The 18179-nt window shown below is 69.8% G+C and carries 15 protein-coding genes; 4 read left to right on the forward strand and 11 right to left on the reverse strand.

The window, feature by feature from the left end; all coding sequences use genetic code 11:
• Nucleotides 1-152 precede the first annotated feature (152 nt).
• The 6 genes from ACYQ5L_RS32320 to typA all read right to left on the reverse strand — a co-directional run bounded on the left by ACYQ5L_RS32320 (nt 153) and on the right by typA (nt 7106).
• Nucleotides 153-1463 (reverse strand): FAD-binding oxidoreductase, encoded by a 1311-nt coding sequence (locus ACYQ5L_RS32320; protein ID WP_459961970.1) that lies wholly within the window; start codon nt 1461-1463, stop codon nt 153-155.
• Nucleotides 1464-1541: 78 nt separating this feature from the next.
• Nucleotides 1542-2045, reverse strand: a complete 504-nt coding sequence (locus tag ACYQ5L_RS32325; protein ID WP_459961971.1) for a hypothetical protein — start codon at nt 2043-2045, stop codon at nt 1542-1544.
• Nucleotides 2042-2200 (reverse strand): hypothetical protein, encoded by a 159-nt coding sequence (locus tag ACYQ5L_RS32330; protein WP_169814747.1) that lies wholly within the window; start codon nt 2198-2200, stop codon nt 2042-2044. Before ACYQ5L_RS32330 ends, ACYQ5L_RS32325 begins: the two co-directional genes overlap by 4 nt.
• Nucleotides 2201-2205: 5 nt before the next feature.
• A complete protein-coding gene (mshB, locus tag ACYQ5L_RS32335; RefSeq protein ID WP_459961972.1) occupies nt 2206-3132 on the reverse strand; it encodes an N-acetyl-1-D-myo-inositol-2-amino-2-deoxy-alpha-D-glucopyranoside deacetylase in 927 nt (308 codons plus the stop codon).
• The gene (locus tag ACYQ5L_RS32340) at nt 3129-4853 is read right to left on the reverse strand and encodes an ABC transporter family substrate-binding protein (protein WP_459963614.1); all 1725 of its coding nucleotides are present in this window, start codon (nt 4851-4853) and stop codon (nt 3129-3131) included. Before ACYQ5L_RS32340 ends, mshB begins: the two co-directional genes overlap by 4 nt.
• Before the next feature lie 357 nt (nt 4854-5210).
• Nucleotides 5211-7106, reverse strand: coding sequence for a translational GTPase TypA (gene typA, locus ACYQ5L_RS32345; RefSeq protein WP_459961973.1), 1896 nt, complete (start codon nt 7104-7106; stop codon nt 5211-5213).
• A gap of 149 nt (nt 7107-7255) precedes the next feature.
• On the opposite strand from typA, the gene ACYQ5L_RS32350 reads away from it, so the two are divergent.
• Together ACYQ5L_RS32350 and ACYQ5L_RS32355 are read left to right on the forward strand one after the other, a co-directional pair.
• Nucleotides 7256-7435: a hypothetical protein gene (locus ACYQ5L_RS32350; protein WP_067534471.1), complete on the forward strand. Its 180-nt coding sequence runs from the start codon at nt 7256-7258 to the stop codon at nt 7433-7435.
• Nucleotides 7436-7455: 20 nt separating this feature from the next.
• Nucleotides 7456-7749, forward strand: a complete 294-nt coding sequence (locus ACYQ5L_RS32355) for a 4a-hydroxytetrahydrobiopterin dehydratase (protein ID WP_459961974.1) — start codon at nt 7456-7458, stop codon at nt 7747-7749.
• On the opposite strand, the gene ACYQ5L_RS32360 is transcribed toward ACYQ5L_RS32355, so the two are convergent.
• Nucleotides 7678-8916 carry a mannosyltransferase gene (locus ACYQ5L_RS32360; RefSeq protein WP_459961975.1) on the reverse strand — a complete coding sequence of 413 codons (1239 nt, stop codon included), beginning with the start codon at nt 8914-8916 and terminating at the stop codon, nt 7678-7680. The two genes, ACYQ5L_RS32355 and ACYQ5L_RS32360, sit on opposite strands and share 72 nt — an antisense overlap.
• A gap of 346 nt (nt 8917-9262) precedes the next feature.
• Here ACYQ5L_RS32360 and ACYQ5L_RS32365 point away from each other — a divergent pair, with 346 nt between their 5' ends.
• Nucleotides 9263-10048, forward strand: coding sequence for an Rv1157c family protein (locus ACYQ5L_RS32365; RefSeq protein ID WP_459961976.1), 786 nt, complete (start codon nt 9263-9265; stop codon nt 10046-10048).
• Between the two features lie 124 nt (nt 10049-10172).
• On the forward strand, nt 10173-10532 hold the full coding sequence (locus ACYQ5L_RS32370) for a hypothetical protein (protein WP_459961977.1): 360 nt from the start codon (nt 10173-10175) through the stop codon (nt 10530-10532).
• 144 nt (nt 10533-10676) lie between these two features.
• Here ACYQ5L_RS32370 and ACYQ5L_RS32375 read toward each other — a convergent pair whose 3' ends face one another.
• From ACYQ5L_RS32375 to ACYQ5L_RS32390, 4 genes are all read right to left on the reverse strand, one after another.
• The gene (locus tag ACYQ5L_RS32375) at nt 10677-11402 is read right to left on the reverse strand and encodes a DUF1906 domain-containing protein (RefSeq protein ID WP_459961978.1); all 726 of its coding nucleotides are present in this window, start codon (nt 11400-11402) and stop codon (nt 10677-10679) included.
• Between the two features lie 259 nt (nt 11403-11661).
• Nucleotides 11662-13011: a hypothetical protein gene (locus tag ACYQ5L_RS32380; RefSeq protein WP_459961979.1), complete on the reverse strand. Its 1350-nt coding sequence runs from the start codon at nt 13009-13011 to the stop codon at nt 11662-11664.
• Nucleotides 13012-13132: 121 nt separating this feature from the next.
• A complete protein-coding gene (locus tag ACYQ5L_RS32385; RefSeq protein WP_459961980.1) occupies nt 13133-13570 on the reverse strand; it encodes a CHAP domain-containing protein in 438 nt (145 codons plus the stop codon).
• 356 nt (nt 13571-13926) lie between these two features.
• Nucleotides 13927-18171: an ATP-binding protein gene (locus ACYQ5L_RS32390; protein ID WP_459961981.1), complete on the reverse strand. Its 4245-nt coding sequence runs from the start codon at nt 18169-18171 to the stop codon at nt 13927-13929.
• Between the last annotated feature and the right edge of the window lie 8 nt (nt 18172-18179).

Consider the following 18179-nt stretch of genomic DNA (forward strand, 5'->3'; position numbering starts at 1 on the left):
ATCTTCCGCTCCCGAACGCGTTCTGCGTCCCACCTGCGTGTCGAACCGCTCGAATTGAGCGATTCGTCACGCTTCCTCGCGGTGAGAGTAACGGAAAGATCCCGAAGTGACTACGGATTCACATCTTCCAGCCGAGACGGTTCCCGGGCAACTCAGTCGAGGACCGGGTAGTTCGCGCGAATCACGTTCTGCGGGTCGCGAGCACGCTTGATGGCACGCAGCCGCGCGATAGTCTCCGCATCGAAGGCCGCCGCGGCGGACTCGCCCGGAATCAGGAAGGTGTAGGGCTTCGCACCGGAGATGTGCGCGCCCAGCGCGTCCGCGATCTCGCGCCGCTTGGTCGCCACGCCCTCCCGCAACTGGGGCAGGCCGAGGCCGAGCAGGTACAGCAGGTACGGCTCGGTCACCGGCCCGCGCGCGCCCGCACCCGGATCGGTCCGCGACAGCGCACCGCCGAGATGCCGCACCTGCATATTGATCAGCGGCGCGATCGGCTCGCCCAGCAGGACTTTCACCGTCTCGTCGTCCAGATCGGTGAGCAGCTCGGCGCGCGACATGGACGGGCTCGGCGCGGTCGGCTCGGCGCAGATGTCGCCGAGATCGGCCACCGACAGCGCGCCGCGCCTATCGGCCATGGCCCCGCCGATCCGATCGATGGCGGCGGTCAGCACCCGCCCCTGCTCCGGATCGCCCAGATAGGCCACGTCCAGGGCCACCATTTCCGGCGCCTGCGGCGGCTGCAGCCGGTGGAACCACACCGAGAGCTCATCGGGCGCGGACGCGGTCAGCTCCCGGAACGCCTCCCACACCCGCTGCGACTGCACCGCCGGCCACAGCACCCGGCCGCCGTACAGCCCGGGCGCGGGGAACAGCTCGAATTCGATCGCGGTCACCACGGCGAAATCACCGCCGCCGCCGCACAGCGCCCAGAACAGCTCGGCATCGCTGTCGGCGGTCACCCGGCCCGCACGGCCCTCGGCATCCACGATCTCGAAGGCGCGCACCGCATCCGAGGCCCAGCCGTGCTTGCGCCCGAACCAGCCCTGACCGCCGCCGAGGGTATAGCCGGTCACGCCGACCACCGGATTGCTGCCCGCGAGCCCGGTCAGCCCGTGCACGGCGGCCGCCGCCTGCACCCGACCCCAGTTCGCGCCGGAGCCCACCCGCGCCAGCCGCGCCGGACCGTCCACCTCGACGGTGTTCAGCGCGCCCGTGCGCAGCAGGATGGCGGATTCGATCTCGCCGGTCGCACCGTGCCCGGTCGGCTGGGTCACCACCGGCCGCCCGCTCGCCCGCGCGAACCGCACCACCGCGGCCACGTCCTCGGCGTGCGCCGCCTCCACCACCGCGGCCGGGCGCTGCGTGACGGCGGTGTTCCAAGCCGCGGCCGCCGCCTCGTAGCCGGCGTCGCCGGACACCAGCACGCGACCCTGGACAGCCTTGCGGAGCTCTTCGAAAGCCATTGTCTTTCCCTCGTTCGTCGATAGCGTGATCAGTTCGTCGCTACGTTGACGAAGCAGGGATCGAAAGTGTGACCGCGGTCAGCGAACAGGTGCGCGGAAGCTCGAATTAAGCTTCCAATAGAGGTAGAACCCGGCGGGGAACAGGCCGCACAGGAGCAGCAGCAGGCTGGGCCAATCCTGGATGAGCACCACGTCATTGCCGGGCCCGGCGAACATGGCCAGGTAGAGATAGCCCAGCGTCCACACCGTCAGCGGCGTGACGATGAGGCCGAGATTATTGCTGACACTGGCCATCCCGGCCACCAGCAGCACATTCACCACCGCCGCGGCCAGGGCCGTGAGCGGTACCGGGATCGCCCCGGCGGTGAGGTTCGCGGCCAGCGGCGCCGCCTCCGCCAGGAGCGGTTGCGCCTGCGGCACATTCGCGTGTCCGGCGTAGATGGGCAGGAACAGCACCTCGAGCACCAGCGTGACGAGGGCGTCGAGCACCAGCAGTCCGGCGATCACGCCATTGAGCCAATTGCGCCGCGGCGCGGCGGCTGCCCCGGAATCGCCCGGCCGGGCGCCCACGGCGGCGGTCACGGCACCGGCGGGAAGCCGAGGAGGGTCAGCAGGTGGCTCTGCATATCGACGAACCCGTACAGCACGTGCAGGTACAGGTCGTGCTGCGCCTGGAAGTGCGGGCGCTGGCTCTCGACGAACGCCGCGATGGCATTCTGCAGATCCCAGTTGTACATGCCGGTCAGTGTGTCACGTCGGCCGCGCGGGACCCGAGCGTGTCGGGCAATCCGGCGAAGAGATCGTGCTCACGGCCGTCCGGGCCCACCGGGCCGCGCTCGCCGCGCACCAGGATGTAGTGCTCCTCCGGCAGCACCGGCTGGGCGATGTCATTGGACAGCGCGAACTCGCGGCCGGACGGCGCCACCGTCACCTGGGTGGCGTGCGCGCGCAGGGCGGCGCGCTTGGCCGAGAGCGCATCCGAGACGTCCACCGTCGTGGTGACGGATTCGGTGGGCACACAGGCCAATTCGCCGTCGTGCGGCAACCGCCAGCCGCGCGGCAGCGCGCCCGGCAGCTGATCGACGGTGCGGCGCTTGAGCGCATCGGTGTGCATGGCCAGCACGGCGCCGTCGGTGACGGTCCAGTAGACCTTCGGCACCGCCCAGCCCCACTCGGCCGCCGCGTCCACCGCCGCCATGGTGATCTCGTGGGCGCGAATATGATCCGGGTGCCCGTAGCCGCCGCGCGGGTCGTAGCCGACCACCACGCGCGGGCGCAGTTCCAGGATCACCTGGACCAGCGCGTCCACCGCCGCCTCCCCGGAATTGACGAAGGCGCGCGGATTCCGGGCCGACGGCGTGCCCGCCATCCCGGAGTCGCGCCAGCGGCCCGCTCCGCCCAGGAAGCGCGGCGGCGCCGCGTCCAATGCGGCCAGGGCCCCGGTCAATTCGTGAATCCGGTACCCGCCGAGCTGATCGGCCCGATCGGCGACGAGGTGCGCGAACTCCTCGCCGATGACCTCGCCCTCCTCACCGAGGGTGCAGGTCACCACGGTCACCGGGATGCCGAGCCGGCGATAGTGCGCGATGGTGCCGCCGGTGGTGATGGATTCGTCGTCGGGATGCGCGTGCACCAGCAGCAGCCCGCCCGTCGCGGTCGCGGCGCTCACGGCAGCCGCCGCCAGTTCGCGGCATCGGCGTAGATGCCGGCCTGGATGGCGCCCTGCAGCGACGCCCCGTCCACATTCGGCCCGGCGGCGGCGACCTGGGTGTCCTGCACAATGGGCAGCACGGTGGCCAGCTCCCACAGTTTCGGCTCGGCCTCCGCGATCACCTTGGGCACGTCGATACCGCGCAGCGCGGCGTCGATGGCCGGTTGCAGCGTCGGATCGCATACGCCGGACAGGTTCGAGGGCGCCTTCTTGGCATCGTCGACGGCGGTCGAATCACCGTTGCCCCCGGGGGGTTCCACCGGAGGGCAGCCGTACCGGGAGGCCAGCACGGTGGCCGGATCGTCCCCGGCGCGCTCCCAGCCCACAATGGCGTCGATCCCGGCGTCGGTCAGATCCTTGCCGTAGAGCTGTTCGGCGCCGACGCTGCTGACGATGACATCGATTCCGGCGCTGCGCAATTGGTCGGCGGCGGAATTGGCCACCGCCAGCGTCGAGTCGTCGCCGTCGACCGCGCCGATCCGCACGGTCAGCGATTTGCCGTTCTTGGCGATCGGACGCGGTTGCGGCGCGGGCGATGTCGGGGAATCGCTGACCGGCTGTTCGGGCGCGCGCCCGAATCCGGCCTCGGCCAGCAGCGCGAAGGACTCCTCCAGGCTCAGCCGCGGCGGCGCGGTCGGCACATAGCCCGGATCCGAGGGCGCGAGCACCTGCGCGCGCACCGGCTCCATCCAGCTGCCGGTCTGCGCGCCCACGGTGGCCAGCAACACCGGATCCAGCAACCCGAGCACCGCCCGGCGCACCCGCACATCGGCCAGATCGCCGCTGCGGCCATTGAGCACCAGCTGCATTTCCCGCGACTGCGCCTGCACCGCGGTCCGCACCGACGGGATGGCGGCCAGCTGCGCCTGCAGGGCGACCCCGCCGCGCACCAGCGCCATCTGCGCATCGCCGACCCGCAGCGATTCGGCCACCTGCGCGGCCGTGCCGCCGCGCCGCATCAGAATCTGGTCCGGCACAGCGGGTTTGCCCCAGTACCGGTCATTGCGCTCGAGCAGGATCTCCTCGCGGCCGCGATCGGTCTGCTTGATGCGGAACTGCCCGCCCGAGATGCGGATGGTGTCCACCAGGCCCTGCTCGAATCCGGAGTCCTTCACCAGATGCGAGGGCAGCAGATCGGCGAACAGCTGCCGCCACGCCGGATACTCCGCGGCCATGGTGACGGTCACCGTCTTACCGCCGGCCGAGGAGCTCACATCCGAAATGAGCCGGTACCCAGCGGGATCCACCGCACCCGGCTGCGAGATCATCTGCTGCCACAGGTAGCGGAAGTCCTCGGCCGCGATGGGTGCGCCATCGGACCAGGACGCCTCGTTCTTGAGCTGATAGGTAATGGTGAACGGCTCCTGCGCGGTCACATCCGCGGACACCATGAGCGCCGGGTCCAGCACCCAGTCGGTGCCGCCCGGCACCGCCGGACTCGGCGCCGCCCGGAACGGGCTGGGCAGCACCATGGAGGCCACTGCGGCGGTCGCGGGCGAGAGCTGCGAGCGCAGATGCGGATTGAACCCGATGCCGATGTCGTCCACCGCCACCACCACCGAACTCTTGGTCGGCTTGGCCGGGGTCGTCTTGGGGCTGTCGGTGCTCTCGATCGGCGGCGGCGGATTCGCGGTGCATCCGGTGGCGGCGACCGCTACCACCGTCGCCGCCATCACCATCACCGCACGCCACGATGCGCGCACCCGAACCCCCGTTCCGTGTCCAATTTGCCTCCGCTTCGCTCCGGCGGGTTCGCGGCCCTGCAAGCTCGGTCTTCCCTCCTCCGCTCCTCCGCTTCGCTCCCCCGCTCCGTCGGTCCGGACCGAGCCGGGCCGCGAACCAGCAGGTTGACCTCGGTAACAGCAATCTCCGGAGCGGACTCTCGAACCTGGTCGGCGGCACGTGGAGCGAACCGAAATCCGATCCTACTGGGCAGTCCGCCCGCGCACGTCGTGGCGCGAGGGTGGACGGCGGCATTCAGCCGTCCGCCCACCGCAGCGCGGACGCTGGGTGGGCGGAAACGGAGGGCGAGTTCCTTACTGCGCGGCCTTGTCGCGCGCCTTGCGGCGGGAGATCTCACGCTGGCGTTCGTTGGCGTTCAGGATGACCTTGCGCACGCGCACGATCTCCGGGGTGACCTCGACGCACTCGTCGGCGGCGCAGAACTCCATGGCGCCTTCGAGATCCAGCTGCAGCGGCTTGGCCAGGGTCTCGAGCACATCACCGGTGGCGGACCGCATATTGGTCAGCTTCTTCTCGCGGGTGACGTTGATGTCGAGATCCTCGGCGCGCGGGTTGATGCCCACCACATGACCCTCGTAGGTGTCGGCGCCCGGCTCCACGAAGAACTGGCCGCGGTCGGCCAGCTGGATCATGGCGAACGGGGTGACCGAACCGGCGCGGTCGGAGACCAGCGAACCGGTGTGGCGGGCGCGGATCTCACCGGCCCACGGGGCGTAGCCGTTGAACACCGCATTGGCGATACCGGTGCCGCGGGTCTCGGTGAGGAAGTCGGTGCGGAAGCCGATCAGGCCGCGCGAGGGGACGATGAACTCCATGCGCACCCACCCGGCGGAGTGGTTGCTCATCTGCACCATCTTGCCCTTGCGGGCGGCCAGCAGCTGGGTGACCGCGCCCAGGTACTCGTCGGGGCAGTCGATGGTCAGCTCTTCGAAGGGCTCGTGCACCTTGCCGTCGACGGTCCGGGTGACCACCTGCGGCTTGCCGACGGTCAGCTCGAAGCCCTCGCGGCGCATCTGCTCGACCAGGATGGCGAGGGCGAGCTCACCGCGGCCCTGGACCTCCCAGGCGTCCGGGCGGCCGATGTCGAGCACGCGCAGCGACACATTGCCGACCAGTTCCTGATCCAGCCGCGACTTCACCATGCGGGCGGTGAGTTTGTGGCCCTGCACCCGGCCGACCAGCGGCGAGGTATTGGTGCCGATGGTCACCGAGATGGCCGGCTCGTCGACCGTGATGCGCGGCAGGGCGACCGGATTCTCGACGTCGGCGAGAGTGTCGCCGATCATGATCTCCGGGATGCCCGCGACGGCGACGATGTCACCGGCCACGGCCTCCTCACCGGGCGAGCGCTCGACGCCGACGGTCTTGAGCAGCTCGGTGATCTTGACGGTCTTGGTGCCCTCGGCGCTCATCCAGGCCACGTTCTGGCCCTTGCGCAGCGTGCCGTTGTGAATGCGCACCAGGCCGATGCGGCCGAGGAACGGCGAGGCGTCGAGGTTGGTGACATGGGCCTGCAACGGCTTGGCGGCATCGCCCTTGGGGCCGGGCACGTACTTCATGAGCACCTCGAAGAGCTCGTCGAGGTTCTCCGCGTCGGGCGCGCTGCCGTTCTCGGGGCGGGTGGTGGAGGCCTTGCCCTCACGGCCGGAGGCGTACAGCACCGGCAGGTCCAGGGCCAGCTCCGCGGCCTCGGAGGCCTCGTCGTCCAGATCGGAGGCGAGGTCCAGCAGCAGGTCGTGGCTCTCCTCGACGACCTCTTCGATGCGCGCGTCCGGACGGTCGGTCTTGTTGACCACCAGGATCACCGGCAGCGAGGCGGCGAGCGCCTTGCGCAGCACGAAGCGGGTCTGCGGCAGCGGGCCCTCGGAGGCGTCGACCAGCAGCACGACGCCGTCGACCATGGACAGGCCGCGCTCGACCTCACCGCCGAAGTCGGCGTGGCCGGGAGTGTCGATGACATTGATGACCGTCACCGAACCGTCGGCATTGTGCCGGTGCACTGCCGTATTCTTCGCGAGAATGGTGATGCCCTTCTCGCGCTCCAGGTCACCGGAGTCCATCACTCGGTCGACGAGCTCGGCACGTTCGGCGAACGCCCCGGACTGACGCAGCATGGCGTCGACCAGTGTTGTCTTGCCGTGGTCGACGTGCGCCACGATGGCGACGTTACGGAACTCGACAGACGACACGATTGATTCCTCCTGGTGCAAAGTTTTGGTGCCGACCCGGGTCATGCTCGAGCAAAATGCGAAACTCCACGGGCATGCGGCGAGCTACACACTACCGTTCGAGGTAACTCACACGTTTAGCGCGTGCGAGTTAGGTTAAGCTAACCAACATGGGCAAGGTGAAGGCGAAGGACGTTTCCAGTCTGAAGCCGAAGAAGAAGTGCTGCCGCAAGAAGACGCGGTGCTACAAGTGCCCTGTCGTGATCATGCGCATGAAGAAGCTGGAAGCTTCGGGCTGCTGTAGCAAGAAGGAACTGAAGAAGGGCCTCAAAGCCGCCCGCGCCGCCTGATCCCGGAGTACACCGGAGACATGACACCCGCGCTGCTCTCCGCCGACGACATCGGCAAGGCCCTGCTCGACCTGCCCGAGTGGATCCACACCGGCGACAGCATCGCCCGCACCGTCGAGGCGCCCTCATTCCTGGCCGGCATCGAGCTGGTACGCCGCACGGCCGTCGCGGCCGAGGCCGCCAATCATCATCCGGATATCGACATCCGCTGGCGGCGAGTAACTTTCACGCTATCGACGCACTCAGCGGGCGGACTGACCGCCCTGGACTTCGCCCTGGCGCACGAGATCGACCGGCTGGTCACCCAGAGCTGAGGCGCCGCGGCCGGCCCGGGCCACCCACACATAGAAGATGAGCACGCCGAGCACGTCGACCGTGCCCAGCCAGGACAGGATGCCCGGCCGGGAGATGGTCCAGATGTCGGGCTGCGCGTACAACAGCACCCACGGCACCCCGACGGCCGTGGTCACCAGCCAGTACCCGGCCAGCAGGCGCGCGCCCGCGGCCGCGCGCAGCGGGCCGTAGAGCAGCCACAGCATGACCGGGATGAGCCAGATCCAATGGTGCGACCAGGAGATCGGCGAAGCCAGCAGGCCGAACAGCTGCACGATGAGCAGCGTGCCGAGCCGGTCGTCGGCCGCCAGCGCCCGCCAGGCCAGCACCGCGAGCACGGCCGTCACCAGCACCGCCGCGATCCACAGCGCGCCGGTTCCGACGTCGTGGCCCAGTAGTCGGCTCAGCGCGCCGCGCAGCGACTGATTGGTCGCCGAACCCACCGGCCCGATCCGGGTGGCGTCACCCAGGAGTTCGCCGAAGTACCTGCGGGTCTCGTCCGGCGTGATCAGATAGGTCAGCCCGATGGTCGCCGCGAAGACCACCGCCGACCACATCGCGGTGACCCAGCGCCGCCGCGCCACGAAGTACAGGCCGGTAATGGCGGGCGTCAGCTTCACCCCGGCGGCCGCGCCGACCAGCGTCCCGGAGACCCACCACTTGGCGCTGCGCACCGCGAGCATGGCGATGAGCACCAGGAACACATTGACCTGGCCGTAGTCCAGGGTGGTCCGCATCGGCTCCAGCCAGGTGCCGACGGCGGTCCACCAGACCGCCACCGTGCGCCATTTCGGCTCGCGCAGCGCCTCTTTGCCGAGCATCAGCTCCAGGGCCAGCCACACCACGCCGAACAGCGCGGCCACCGTCAGCAACAGCCAGGCGATCGCCACCAGCGAGAACGGCAGGAAGTGCAGCGGATAGAAGACCAGCGCCGCGAAGGGCGGATAGGTGAACGGCAGCGGGAAGTCCGGCGTCTTGCTCGCATCGGTGTAGTCGTAGAGGTGGCCGGTGCCCAGATTCGCCGCGCCGTCCACATAGACGTGCAGGTCGACGAAGTTCATGCCATTGGGTAGCAGCAGCACCCAGGCGAGGCGGGCCAGCACCGCCAGACCGAGCGCCGCGACGGCCAGTCGGAAGTGTCGATTCACGGCGCGGCACTTTCAGCTCGGGCGACATGGGGCTGCGGGCAATCCGGCCCGGGTTCGGACCACGAACAAGAGTAGTCATAGGCCAAATGCCGGCTCATCCTCCACCAGTCTTGGTCGCGGACTCTCGACTGCGGAAATGCATTCGGACTCGCCTGATGGGCAGTAACATTTGCATCAACGACCACACTGGTAACAGCACAATTTGGTCGGTTGTTCGATAGCCTGAGTCGATCGAGGACAGCAAGATCACACCGCGGCTGTACAAGACGGCGGCCCGGTCCCTAGAGTGGCGCGGAGCGATGTCTCCATCGCCGCAGATGTACCCGAGGTAAGGACGGCTACACCAGTGCTTCGCACCCGAGGATCGCGGTTCGCATTGACCGCAGTGGCCCTGGCGGCCTGCGCCACCGTTGTCGTGCCGACCGCCGCGCATGCGGCGCCCGAACCCACGCAGGCCATCGTCAGCATTCCGGCAATTCCGGAGGGTGTCCCGGTGGACGCGCTCGCCTCGCTGGTACCCGCCATCATCGGCGCGGCCGCGGGTCCCGCGGATATCGCCTCCCCCGGCCCGCAGCAGGCCATCCTCGACCAGGCGAAGCGGATCCTGGAGTCCGCTCCGCTGCCGCAGTCGATCAAGGACACGCTGAACCGCATCATCAAGTTCCTCGACGGCAGCGGTGGCGGCGGTCCGGACATCCCGCAGGACGGCCCGGTCATCTCGCAGTTCCTGTGGCCGACCATCGGCAAGGGCTGCATCAGCGCCAGCGCCGACTCGGTGGGCACCGCGCTCGCCGTGGCCGGCCCGGCCACCCTGCCCCCGCCCGGACCGGGCGCCGGCCAGACCGGTTTCGTCTTCACCGCGCTGGGCACCAAGCGGCCCACCGCGGTGCAGAACCCGCCGATGACCGTGCAGTGGCTGAACCTGGACACCCGCGCCACCGGCGTCATGAACCTGACCGATGAGGCCAAGATCAACCCGGACGGCCCGGCCACCCTGTCGGCCATTGCCGACACCGGCTCCGGCCGGGTGGTCGCGCTGGTCTCGGGCTCGCTGACCACCCAGGCCGATGAGTCCGCGCAGCCGATCACCTGCTCGTTCCTGCCGACCGTCGGATTCTTCACCGTCGCCTAGGCGCACAGCCGAATATCGCACGAAGGCCGGGCCCGGAACGGGCCCGGCCTTCGGCGTTCTCCGAAACGCAACGCCGCGCCCGGGAATCGCGCGCACGGCCGGTTCCTGTGGTAGACCGCTAGATATGGCCGCTGTGAAGAACTCCGCCCGGGGACTGCATTCGCGCCGATCGATCCTGTCGATCCGTTCGGAAGGCTCGATCCTGTCGATCGGCTCGGCCTATTCGGTCCTGTCCATCGGCAGCGTCGGCTCGGTGCTGTCCATCGGCTCGGTCGGCTCCTTCGGGTCGATCATCTCCTCGGCCTCGTTCGGCAGCCTCGGCTCCGCCTTCTCCGGACTGTCGCGCTGGTCCATGTTCTCGTGGCAGGGCGACCGGCAGGCCTTCAGCGAGGGCGGCGACGAGCACGAACCCCGGCCGCTGCTGCGCGTGGTCGCCGACGAACCGGACCTACGCGCCGACCCAACCTGCCACTGCCAGACCTAGGCTCCCCCGCCTCCCCGAATATTCAGCGCCCGGCATAGAGCCGTCGGCCGCTGAGCACGCGTGCCGCCGGTTCAGCCCGCACACCGATTTTGGACGTACCCGGTGAGTTACCCGGCCCTTACGAAATCAGTTGTCACCTTGGAATTACCACCACTGGCCGTACTGCGGGGCCAGGATCGAGTTGACGTCCACGCCGATGCCATCGACCGCGCGCTTGTCGATCTCGAACTGGTGCAGGTGGGCTTCGGGGTGCACATAGCCCTTGGGGGTGCCCCAATTGTGTTGCCAGAAGAAGGAACACAGGCCCGCGTCGCGAATGAAGTCGATGGTGGGGGTGTTGGCGTAGACGCCGACTCGAGCGCGGCCGAGCACGGTCTCCCAGCCGCGCAGGTACGGCGCGATCTGCGATTCCCATTCCGCCGCACCGGGATTGTCGTCGATGGAGGCGTAGATGGGCGCGTGGTCCGGGCCGCCCGCCTGCTTGTGCAGGATCAGGCCCCGGGCCGCGTGCTTCAGCCCGGCCTCGTAGCCGCCGCGCCAGTCGGCGGTGGGGCCCTTGCCGAACTGGTAGCAGGACACGACGGTGAGCCCGGCGGCGGCGAGGGCTTCGACTTCGCGCGCCAGCAAGGGCTTTCCCTCCATCCACTCGGCCCCGGGCCGGCGATCGGAGACGTAGCGGATGACGCCCATATGCCCTTCGGCGCTGATCACCTCGGCCGCGGGCACGCCGCCCGCGTAGTCGAGGAGGGTGCCCAGCTGTTGCCGTGCGTTCGCGGCGGGGGCGGGGAGGATCGATCCCGCCGCCAGGCCGGTGGTGAGGGCGGCGGCGCCGGTGAGAAAGGACCGGCGGCTGACATGGCTGAGACGCATTGCGGAACTCCTTCGCACACTCGCTGGTCGAACGTGCCGACCGCGGCGAAGAAGAGGGAGATCCGCCGACGATCGGTGGAACAAGAAGCGGCGTGCCCGGCGCACCTTCCCCGATGACGACTAGCAGGTCATCTGTGCGCCGGGAGCCCTGAACGTGGCTTCATTCCACCACATTCACATGGGAATCGCCAGGCTCACGGGACCCATACGCATCACATGTCCCACAGGTGCGCAAACGGACACATCTGGGAAACCGGGCTCAGACCCGCGTGCCCGCGAGGCGGGCCGCCACATCGATGGTGCGGCGCGAGACATCCGACACCTCGGCGCGGACGACCCGCGCCACCTGGGCCGCGATCTGTTTGCGGATGCCCGCCACCTTGCCCAGCGCGGCGGCGCGCCAGCCCTCGGCGGTGAGTTCCAGATCGATGTCCTCCGCCCGGGGCGCGGCGGCCTCGATGACGATGAGCAGCGGGTCCGCGGCGCGCGCGGTGAGCGCCACCGGCACCTGGACCTCGGCGCGATACCGGTTGGACTGCAGGACGTCCACGGTGATGTCGAGGCTCACCGGAATGGTCAGGTCGAAGGTCACCAGCTTGGTACGGGCATCGGTGTGCCAGCCGCCATTGGCCGCGGCCGAACCGACGGCGGGGCCGGTCGCAGCGGCCGGTGCGATATCGCCGGCGGGCGCGGTGGTAGCCGCCGCGCTGTCCGCTGCCGGGGCGGCGGCAGCCGCGGAGGTGGCGGGGTCGGCGGGCCGGATCTCGGCGATGCGCGGGGGCGTGGCGGGCTGCGCCGCCGTCGGCCCGGTCCCCGATGTCGCCGCGGCCCTACCGGGTTCGGCGACCCGGGGTAGTCGCACGGTGCCCTGCACCGCGACCTGCGCCTTGTTGCCGGGGCCGACGCGCATGGGGCCGACCTCGATGGGCTTGCCGGCCATCGATTCGACGACCTCCTGCACCCGTTCGGCGGTCACGATGCGCTCGAAGAAACGGTGGCCGAATTCGTCGTAGCCGATCCAGTCATGGGTCAGCGATCCGCGATACGGCGATTTGCCGCCGTTCAGGATGGCTTCCACATCGAAGATGCGGCCGCGCCGGGCATCGGGATCGGCGAGAATCGCATTGATGCGGTTGGCGACCTCGTTCTGCACCAGCTTGGCAATGGGATCCAGCAGCAGTTCGAATGCCGTGCCGACTGCCGCCGCCCGCATGACGAAACTGACATCGCGCCCGGTGACCGGTGGAATATCAATGACGACCAGCAGTGGATCGGCGGTGCGCGCGTGCATCTGCAGGTCGATTTCCACGACCGCTTCCAGGCGTAGTCGCTGTCCGCCCAAAGTCACGTCGACGCGGAGTTTGACCGGTAGCCCGACATCGAAGTGCACATGCGGGCCGCGCCGAATGACAGTGGGTTTGCCGACACTGCCCTTGGCGACGAATCGCGCCAATCCGGCCGGTCCGATGGAGAAGGGGCCGATGGTCATTCCGCGTCCGGCCATACCGGACACCGCCGCCTCGATCCGGGATTCCGTTACCGCCGCCGCCACGAAACGTTCGCCGAATTCGGCGTAATCGATCCAAGCAGGTTCCGGGGACGGCGTCATCCAGCTACTTTCGTCGGGCGGAGACCCCTGTCCTGCCGATGAGGGGGCAGCAGGACAGGGATCGATCGGCGATGCTGCCGGGCACCGCCGCCACCATCGTAGGCGGAAGTCGCGCCGAGTCCTACCCTCCGGTTCCGGTGTTTCCAGAATGTGGAACCTGCGAAGCATCTGCATTCGAGAGTCCGGGTCCGATACCGGTGGAGATCGAGCCGGCATAGCGGCCGTAGCCGACCAGGCCGGAAACCGTGTCCGGACGGTACTCGTGGATGGTGATTTTCCCGAATTCATTGCCGCCCACGGTAATGATCGTTCCCGCATCCGAGCCGATCACGATATTCGTGTGCTGATTGAACGGGCTGGCATCGGTGTACATCACCACATCGCCGACCTTGGGCCGATATCCGGAGTCCCACGCCTCGAATCGGCCTTCGCCGCGGTAGTACTCCTCGAGCGTGTACACGCCCGGAATCCGCCAGGCGCCGGAATGCGGATTGGCCAGCGGCCGTCCGGCCTCCCGCATCACCCAGCTCACGAAGTCCGCGCACCACGGCTCGTCCACGCCTTCGGAATACTTCGTGCCCGAGTTCTGCGCCCCGGAATTCCTGCCGCAGCACATCCACGATCCGCGCCTGGGTTTCATCCAGCCCGGTCCGATCCACCTCCGGGAACTCCCGCAGCCGCTCCCCCGCGAGCACCGGCCAATCGCGATCGGACCACCAGCGCACGCCGACGATTCCGGCGGTCGCGAGCAGCGCGATTCCCAGCGCCACCGCGATCCAGCCGAGCACTCCGCCCCGCCGCCGCGTCTCCCGCTCGATGGTCATGCGTCCCTCCCGAATGCGGCCGCCCGCCGGCCGCGTCTTGATCTTCATCTCCGCGCCGCGGCGAAACGCAACCGGTCGGCGTCCGTCGAACCTACCGGGCGGGGCGATGGGCCGGATTCGCCAGCACCCGCCGCTGTGCGGCCTTCTCGGTCAGAACGGCCAGGTCGGCGTGCAACCGCTGCTGCAGCCGGTCTCCGTCGGCGCGGTGGGCGGCGGCGCGCTCCGGATGGCCGAGCGCGGCGGCGAGATCGGCGAGGACATGATCCATGGGGCCCAGCACCGTGGCGCCGGTCTCCAGGCCGCCCACCGAGCCGGCATAGGGTAGCAGTTGGTCGTAGATCTCACGGGCCGCGGACAGATCGCCCAGGGCGAGGCAGACGCGGGCGCGGGTCGCGGTGAAGCTGGACCAGAATTGCCGGGCCATGGGCGGGTCGGCGGCGAGCACCCGCCGGGCGGCCTCCTCGCGACCGGCGTGCACCAGGGCGAGGGCGTGGCCGTAGGCGAACAGTTCGGGTTTGATGGCCATGCGCCGGCCGAGGTCCTCCGCCAGACCGGACAGGTCGTTGGTCAGCCACCCGATGGAGATGGCGATGCCGATGTGCAGGGCATTGGGATCGCGGGTGTATTCGCCCGCCCCCTCCTCGGAATGCGCGACGATCTCCTCCGCCGCCGATGTCCCGTCCTGGAGCATGCGCAGGGCCTCGTCGACATTGCCGCGCAATAGTTCCAGCACCATGTCGAAGGGCGTGATGGCGTCGAGCAGATGGCGCAGCTGCCCGTCGGTGGAGTAGGCGGCCGCGCTGCGCGCGTGCGCGTCGGCCGCCACCAGATCGGCGTCGGCGAGATCGGCTCGGAAGAGCAGATAGTGCGCCAGCGCCCGGAATTCGGTGAGCCGCGCCTCCGTGGCGATCCGAAGCAGCTGTGCGGCATGGTTTTTCACCTCGTGGGCACGGAGAAACCCGCCCCGGGCGAAGGCCGCGAACGCCTGCGCGTTCACCACGGTGCACACCAGCTCCGGATCACCGAGCTCCTCGGCAAGCGTGAGCGCCGCCGCGGCCGTCTCGCGGGCGGCATCCGGATCATCCAGCGCCCGGTCGAATACGGTGGTGACCAGCGCCCGAATCCGCCTCCGCACCGGCAGTTCCGGATCCCCCAGCGCGATCCGCAAGGGCTCCCTGATCCGTGGATCCGGTGTATGCCAGTCGTGCACCGACCAGATGAGCGGCGTCGGCCAGCACGTCGCCGCCCGCGCGAGCAGGGCCGTCTCCCCGAGCGCTTCGGCCAGTTCGATGGCCTGTTCCCGCACCGCCCGGGCGGCCATGTGCTGCCCGTCGTAGGCCAGCGCCGTCACCAGCTCGCACCGCGCCTCCAGTAGCGCCTGTCGATCCTCCCGCGCCGCACCGGCTTCCGCATGCCCCGCCAGCTCGTGCAATGCCAGCACCGACCGCCACCGCCGCACCGCATCCGCCCGCATGCGCCGCTCGACGCACCGCCGCGCCGCTGCTCGCACGAATTCCAGTGCCTGGACCGCGGTTTCCGGACTGGCCCCGAGCGCGGCGTGGTGCGCCAGCGCATCGATATCCCGCCCCCGCCCGGCAATCGACGCCTCGCGCGCACCGGCTGTGGCCGCATCCCGTGCCGCGGCCTCGGGGGACAGCACCCGCAGCTCCAGCTCGCCACCCCACCTGGCCACCCGGATCTCGTGCGGCTCGATCCCGGTGTCGCGCCGGGTCGATACCCCTTCACGGTTCCTTCCGGCATCGTCCGGCGAAATCGCTTCGCGGACAACGCCCCCGGCGCCATGCCGCGCCGAGGTGTCATCGTCAGGGCCGAGTACCGGCACATCGGCGGCGCGACCGCCCGCAACCGCGGCACCTGACTCCGGCAGGTCGGCCTCGAGACCCTGCCGGTCGGGCGCGGACGGCGCACCGTCGGTCGCGGACAGTACGGCGTCGATCGCGGACAACGCCCCGTCGGTGGCGGGCAGCGCAGCGCCGGTGGAAGACAACGCAGCGTCGGTCGCGGACGGCGCACCGTCAGTCGCGGACAGTGCGGCGTCGATCGCGGACAACGCCCCGTCGGTCGCGGGCAGCGCAGCGCCGGTGGAAGACAGCGCAGCGTCGGTCGCGGGCAACGCAGCGTCGGTCGCGGGCAACGCAGCGTCGGTCGCAGAGAGCGCGGCGTCGGTCGCAGAGAGCGCGGCGTCGGTCGCAGAGAGCGCGGCGTCGGTCACGGAGAGCGCTGGCGCTCGACCGCTGACGGAACGCGGTGACGCGTCGTCATCGGGAGCATCGGCAGAGGCCCCCTGCGCCGGCCCGGCATGTTCTCGGCCAGGATCTCCGGCGGTGCTGCCTGCGACAGCCGAAGCTCCCTCGATCGCCGAGAAGGCAAGAGCCGCAGCGCTTGCCGAGGCCGCGGGGGTATCACGACCGTGCGGCAGTCCCAGGGCGGCGCTGCTCGCGGAGAGGGCAAGGGCGGCGCCGCTTGCGGACTGTCCCCGTGTCGTACCGGCGGCGGGCGGAGTCGTCCTACCGGTGTCCGGACGGTGGTCGCCTGTGCCCAGACGTTGGTCGCGTAGCAATTCGAAAGCGGCCCAGTGCATTCGGGAGCGGCGCAGCAGGGGGATGCCGTAGTAGACGGTTTCGCGGATCAGGGCGTGGTCGAAGGCGAGGCGGCCGGTGCGGTCGGTGCGCAGCAGGCGGGCGGATTCGGCCGTGGCGAGGAGGTCGATCACGGCGTCGCTGGACCGGGCGGTCGCGGCGGAGAGGGTGGCGATATCGCAGTCCTCGCCCCAGATGGACATGTGCTGGAGGAGTTCGGTGACATCGGCGGGCAGTTGGGCGACGCGGCGGCCGAGCAGGGCGCGCACGGTGTCGGGGAGTCCGATGGTGGTGCCCTGGGTGGCAACCAGTTTGGCCAGTTCACGAATGAACAGCGGATTGCCGCCCGTGCGACGGCGCAGCAATGCCACCGTGCGGTCGTCGAGGGCGGTGAGACCGGCTGCGACCGCGGCCCGGCGGGTGCCCGCCAGGTCGAGGCCGTCCAGCTCGACGCGGTCGCCGGCGAACAGCGCCAGCGCGGCGGCGGTGTCGCGGACGCCGGGACCGGCTTCGGTGCCGCGCAGGGTGGCGACAATGAGGATGGGGCGGTCGCGCAGCCAGTTCACGACCTGGCGCAGCACTTGCAGGGTGGCGGTATCCGCACCGTGCACGTCCTCGAGGACGATGGCGACGGGCGTGCGGGCCGCGCGTTCCCGGCAGGAGCGGACCACGCGGCGGGCCAGGGTGAAAGCGTCGGCGGCCGTATAGGTTTCCGGGTCGGCGTCATCGAGGCCGGTGAGGACCTCGGCCCAGGCCCAGGCCGGTGGCGCGCCCTCGACCTCCGGGCACCGGCCGAACACCGTGGTCCAGGACCGGTCGGCCAGCTGGGCCGTAATGGCCTTGGCCAGTGTGGTTTTCCCGGCTCCGGCTTCACCGAACAACCACACCAGGCGCACGTGCCCGGCGGCCGCGATCTCCGCGGCCGCCAGGATGGCCGCCCGCTGTTCGGCATATCCGCTGTCCGGCACGGGGTCCGGTGCGGGCGCGGACTCCGGTTCGGGCGCGCGCACCACGAGCGGCGCCGGTGGCGGGTCGGTGTTCACCGAATGCGTCAGGATGGCGGTCTCCAGGTCCCGCAGTCCCGGGCCGGGATCGACCCCGAACTCCAGGGTGAGGAACTCGCGGCTGCGCCGGACGGTGGCCAGCGCGTCCAGGGATTGCCCCAGCCGGTATTGGGCGAGGGCGAGCAGTCGCGCGCATTCCTCCCGGCCCGGATGTTCCTCGAGGATGGGCCGCAGGGCGAGCACGACCTCCGCGGGACGGTTCATCTCCAGGGCGGCCTGGGCGCGCAGTTCGGCCGCGGTCAGCCGGAGCGCCGCCAGGCGTGCGGTTTCCTGTGCGGCCCAGGGCATTCCGGCGAAGGATTCGAAGGCCGTGCCGTGCCAGCAGGCCAGCGCCTCGTCCAGCACCCGGCACTGCTCCAGGGGATCGGGCCGTCCTGCGGGGTCGCGCATGGCGGATTCGTGCCCGTGCAGCAGCTGCTCGAAATGCCACGAATCCACCTGGGCGGGTTCCAGATTGAGGGCGTAGCCGTGCGATTCGGAGACGATGACGCGTGAGCGCGCCCGCCGCGGCCGGTCGGGTTCGAAGACCCGGCGCAGATTGTGGATGTAGACCTGCAGGGCGGCAACGGCCTTGGTCGGCGGATCTCCGTTCCACAGGTCGTCGATGAGCCGGTCGGTGGGCACCACGCGCCCGCCCGCCGCGACCAATCGGCCCAGTACGGCGCACTGCATGGGCGCTC

This window comes from Nocardia sp. IFM 10818 (genome assembly GCF_054655275.1).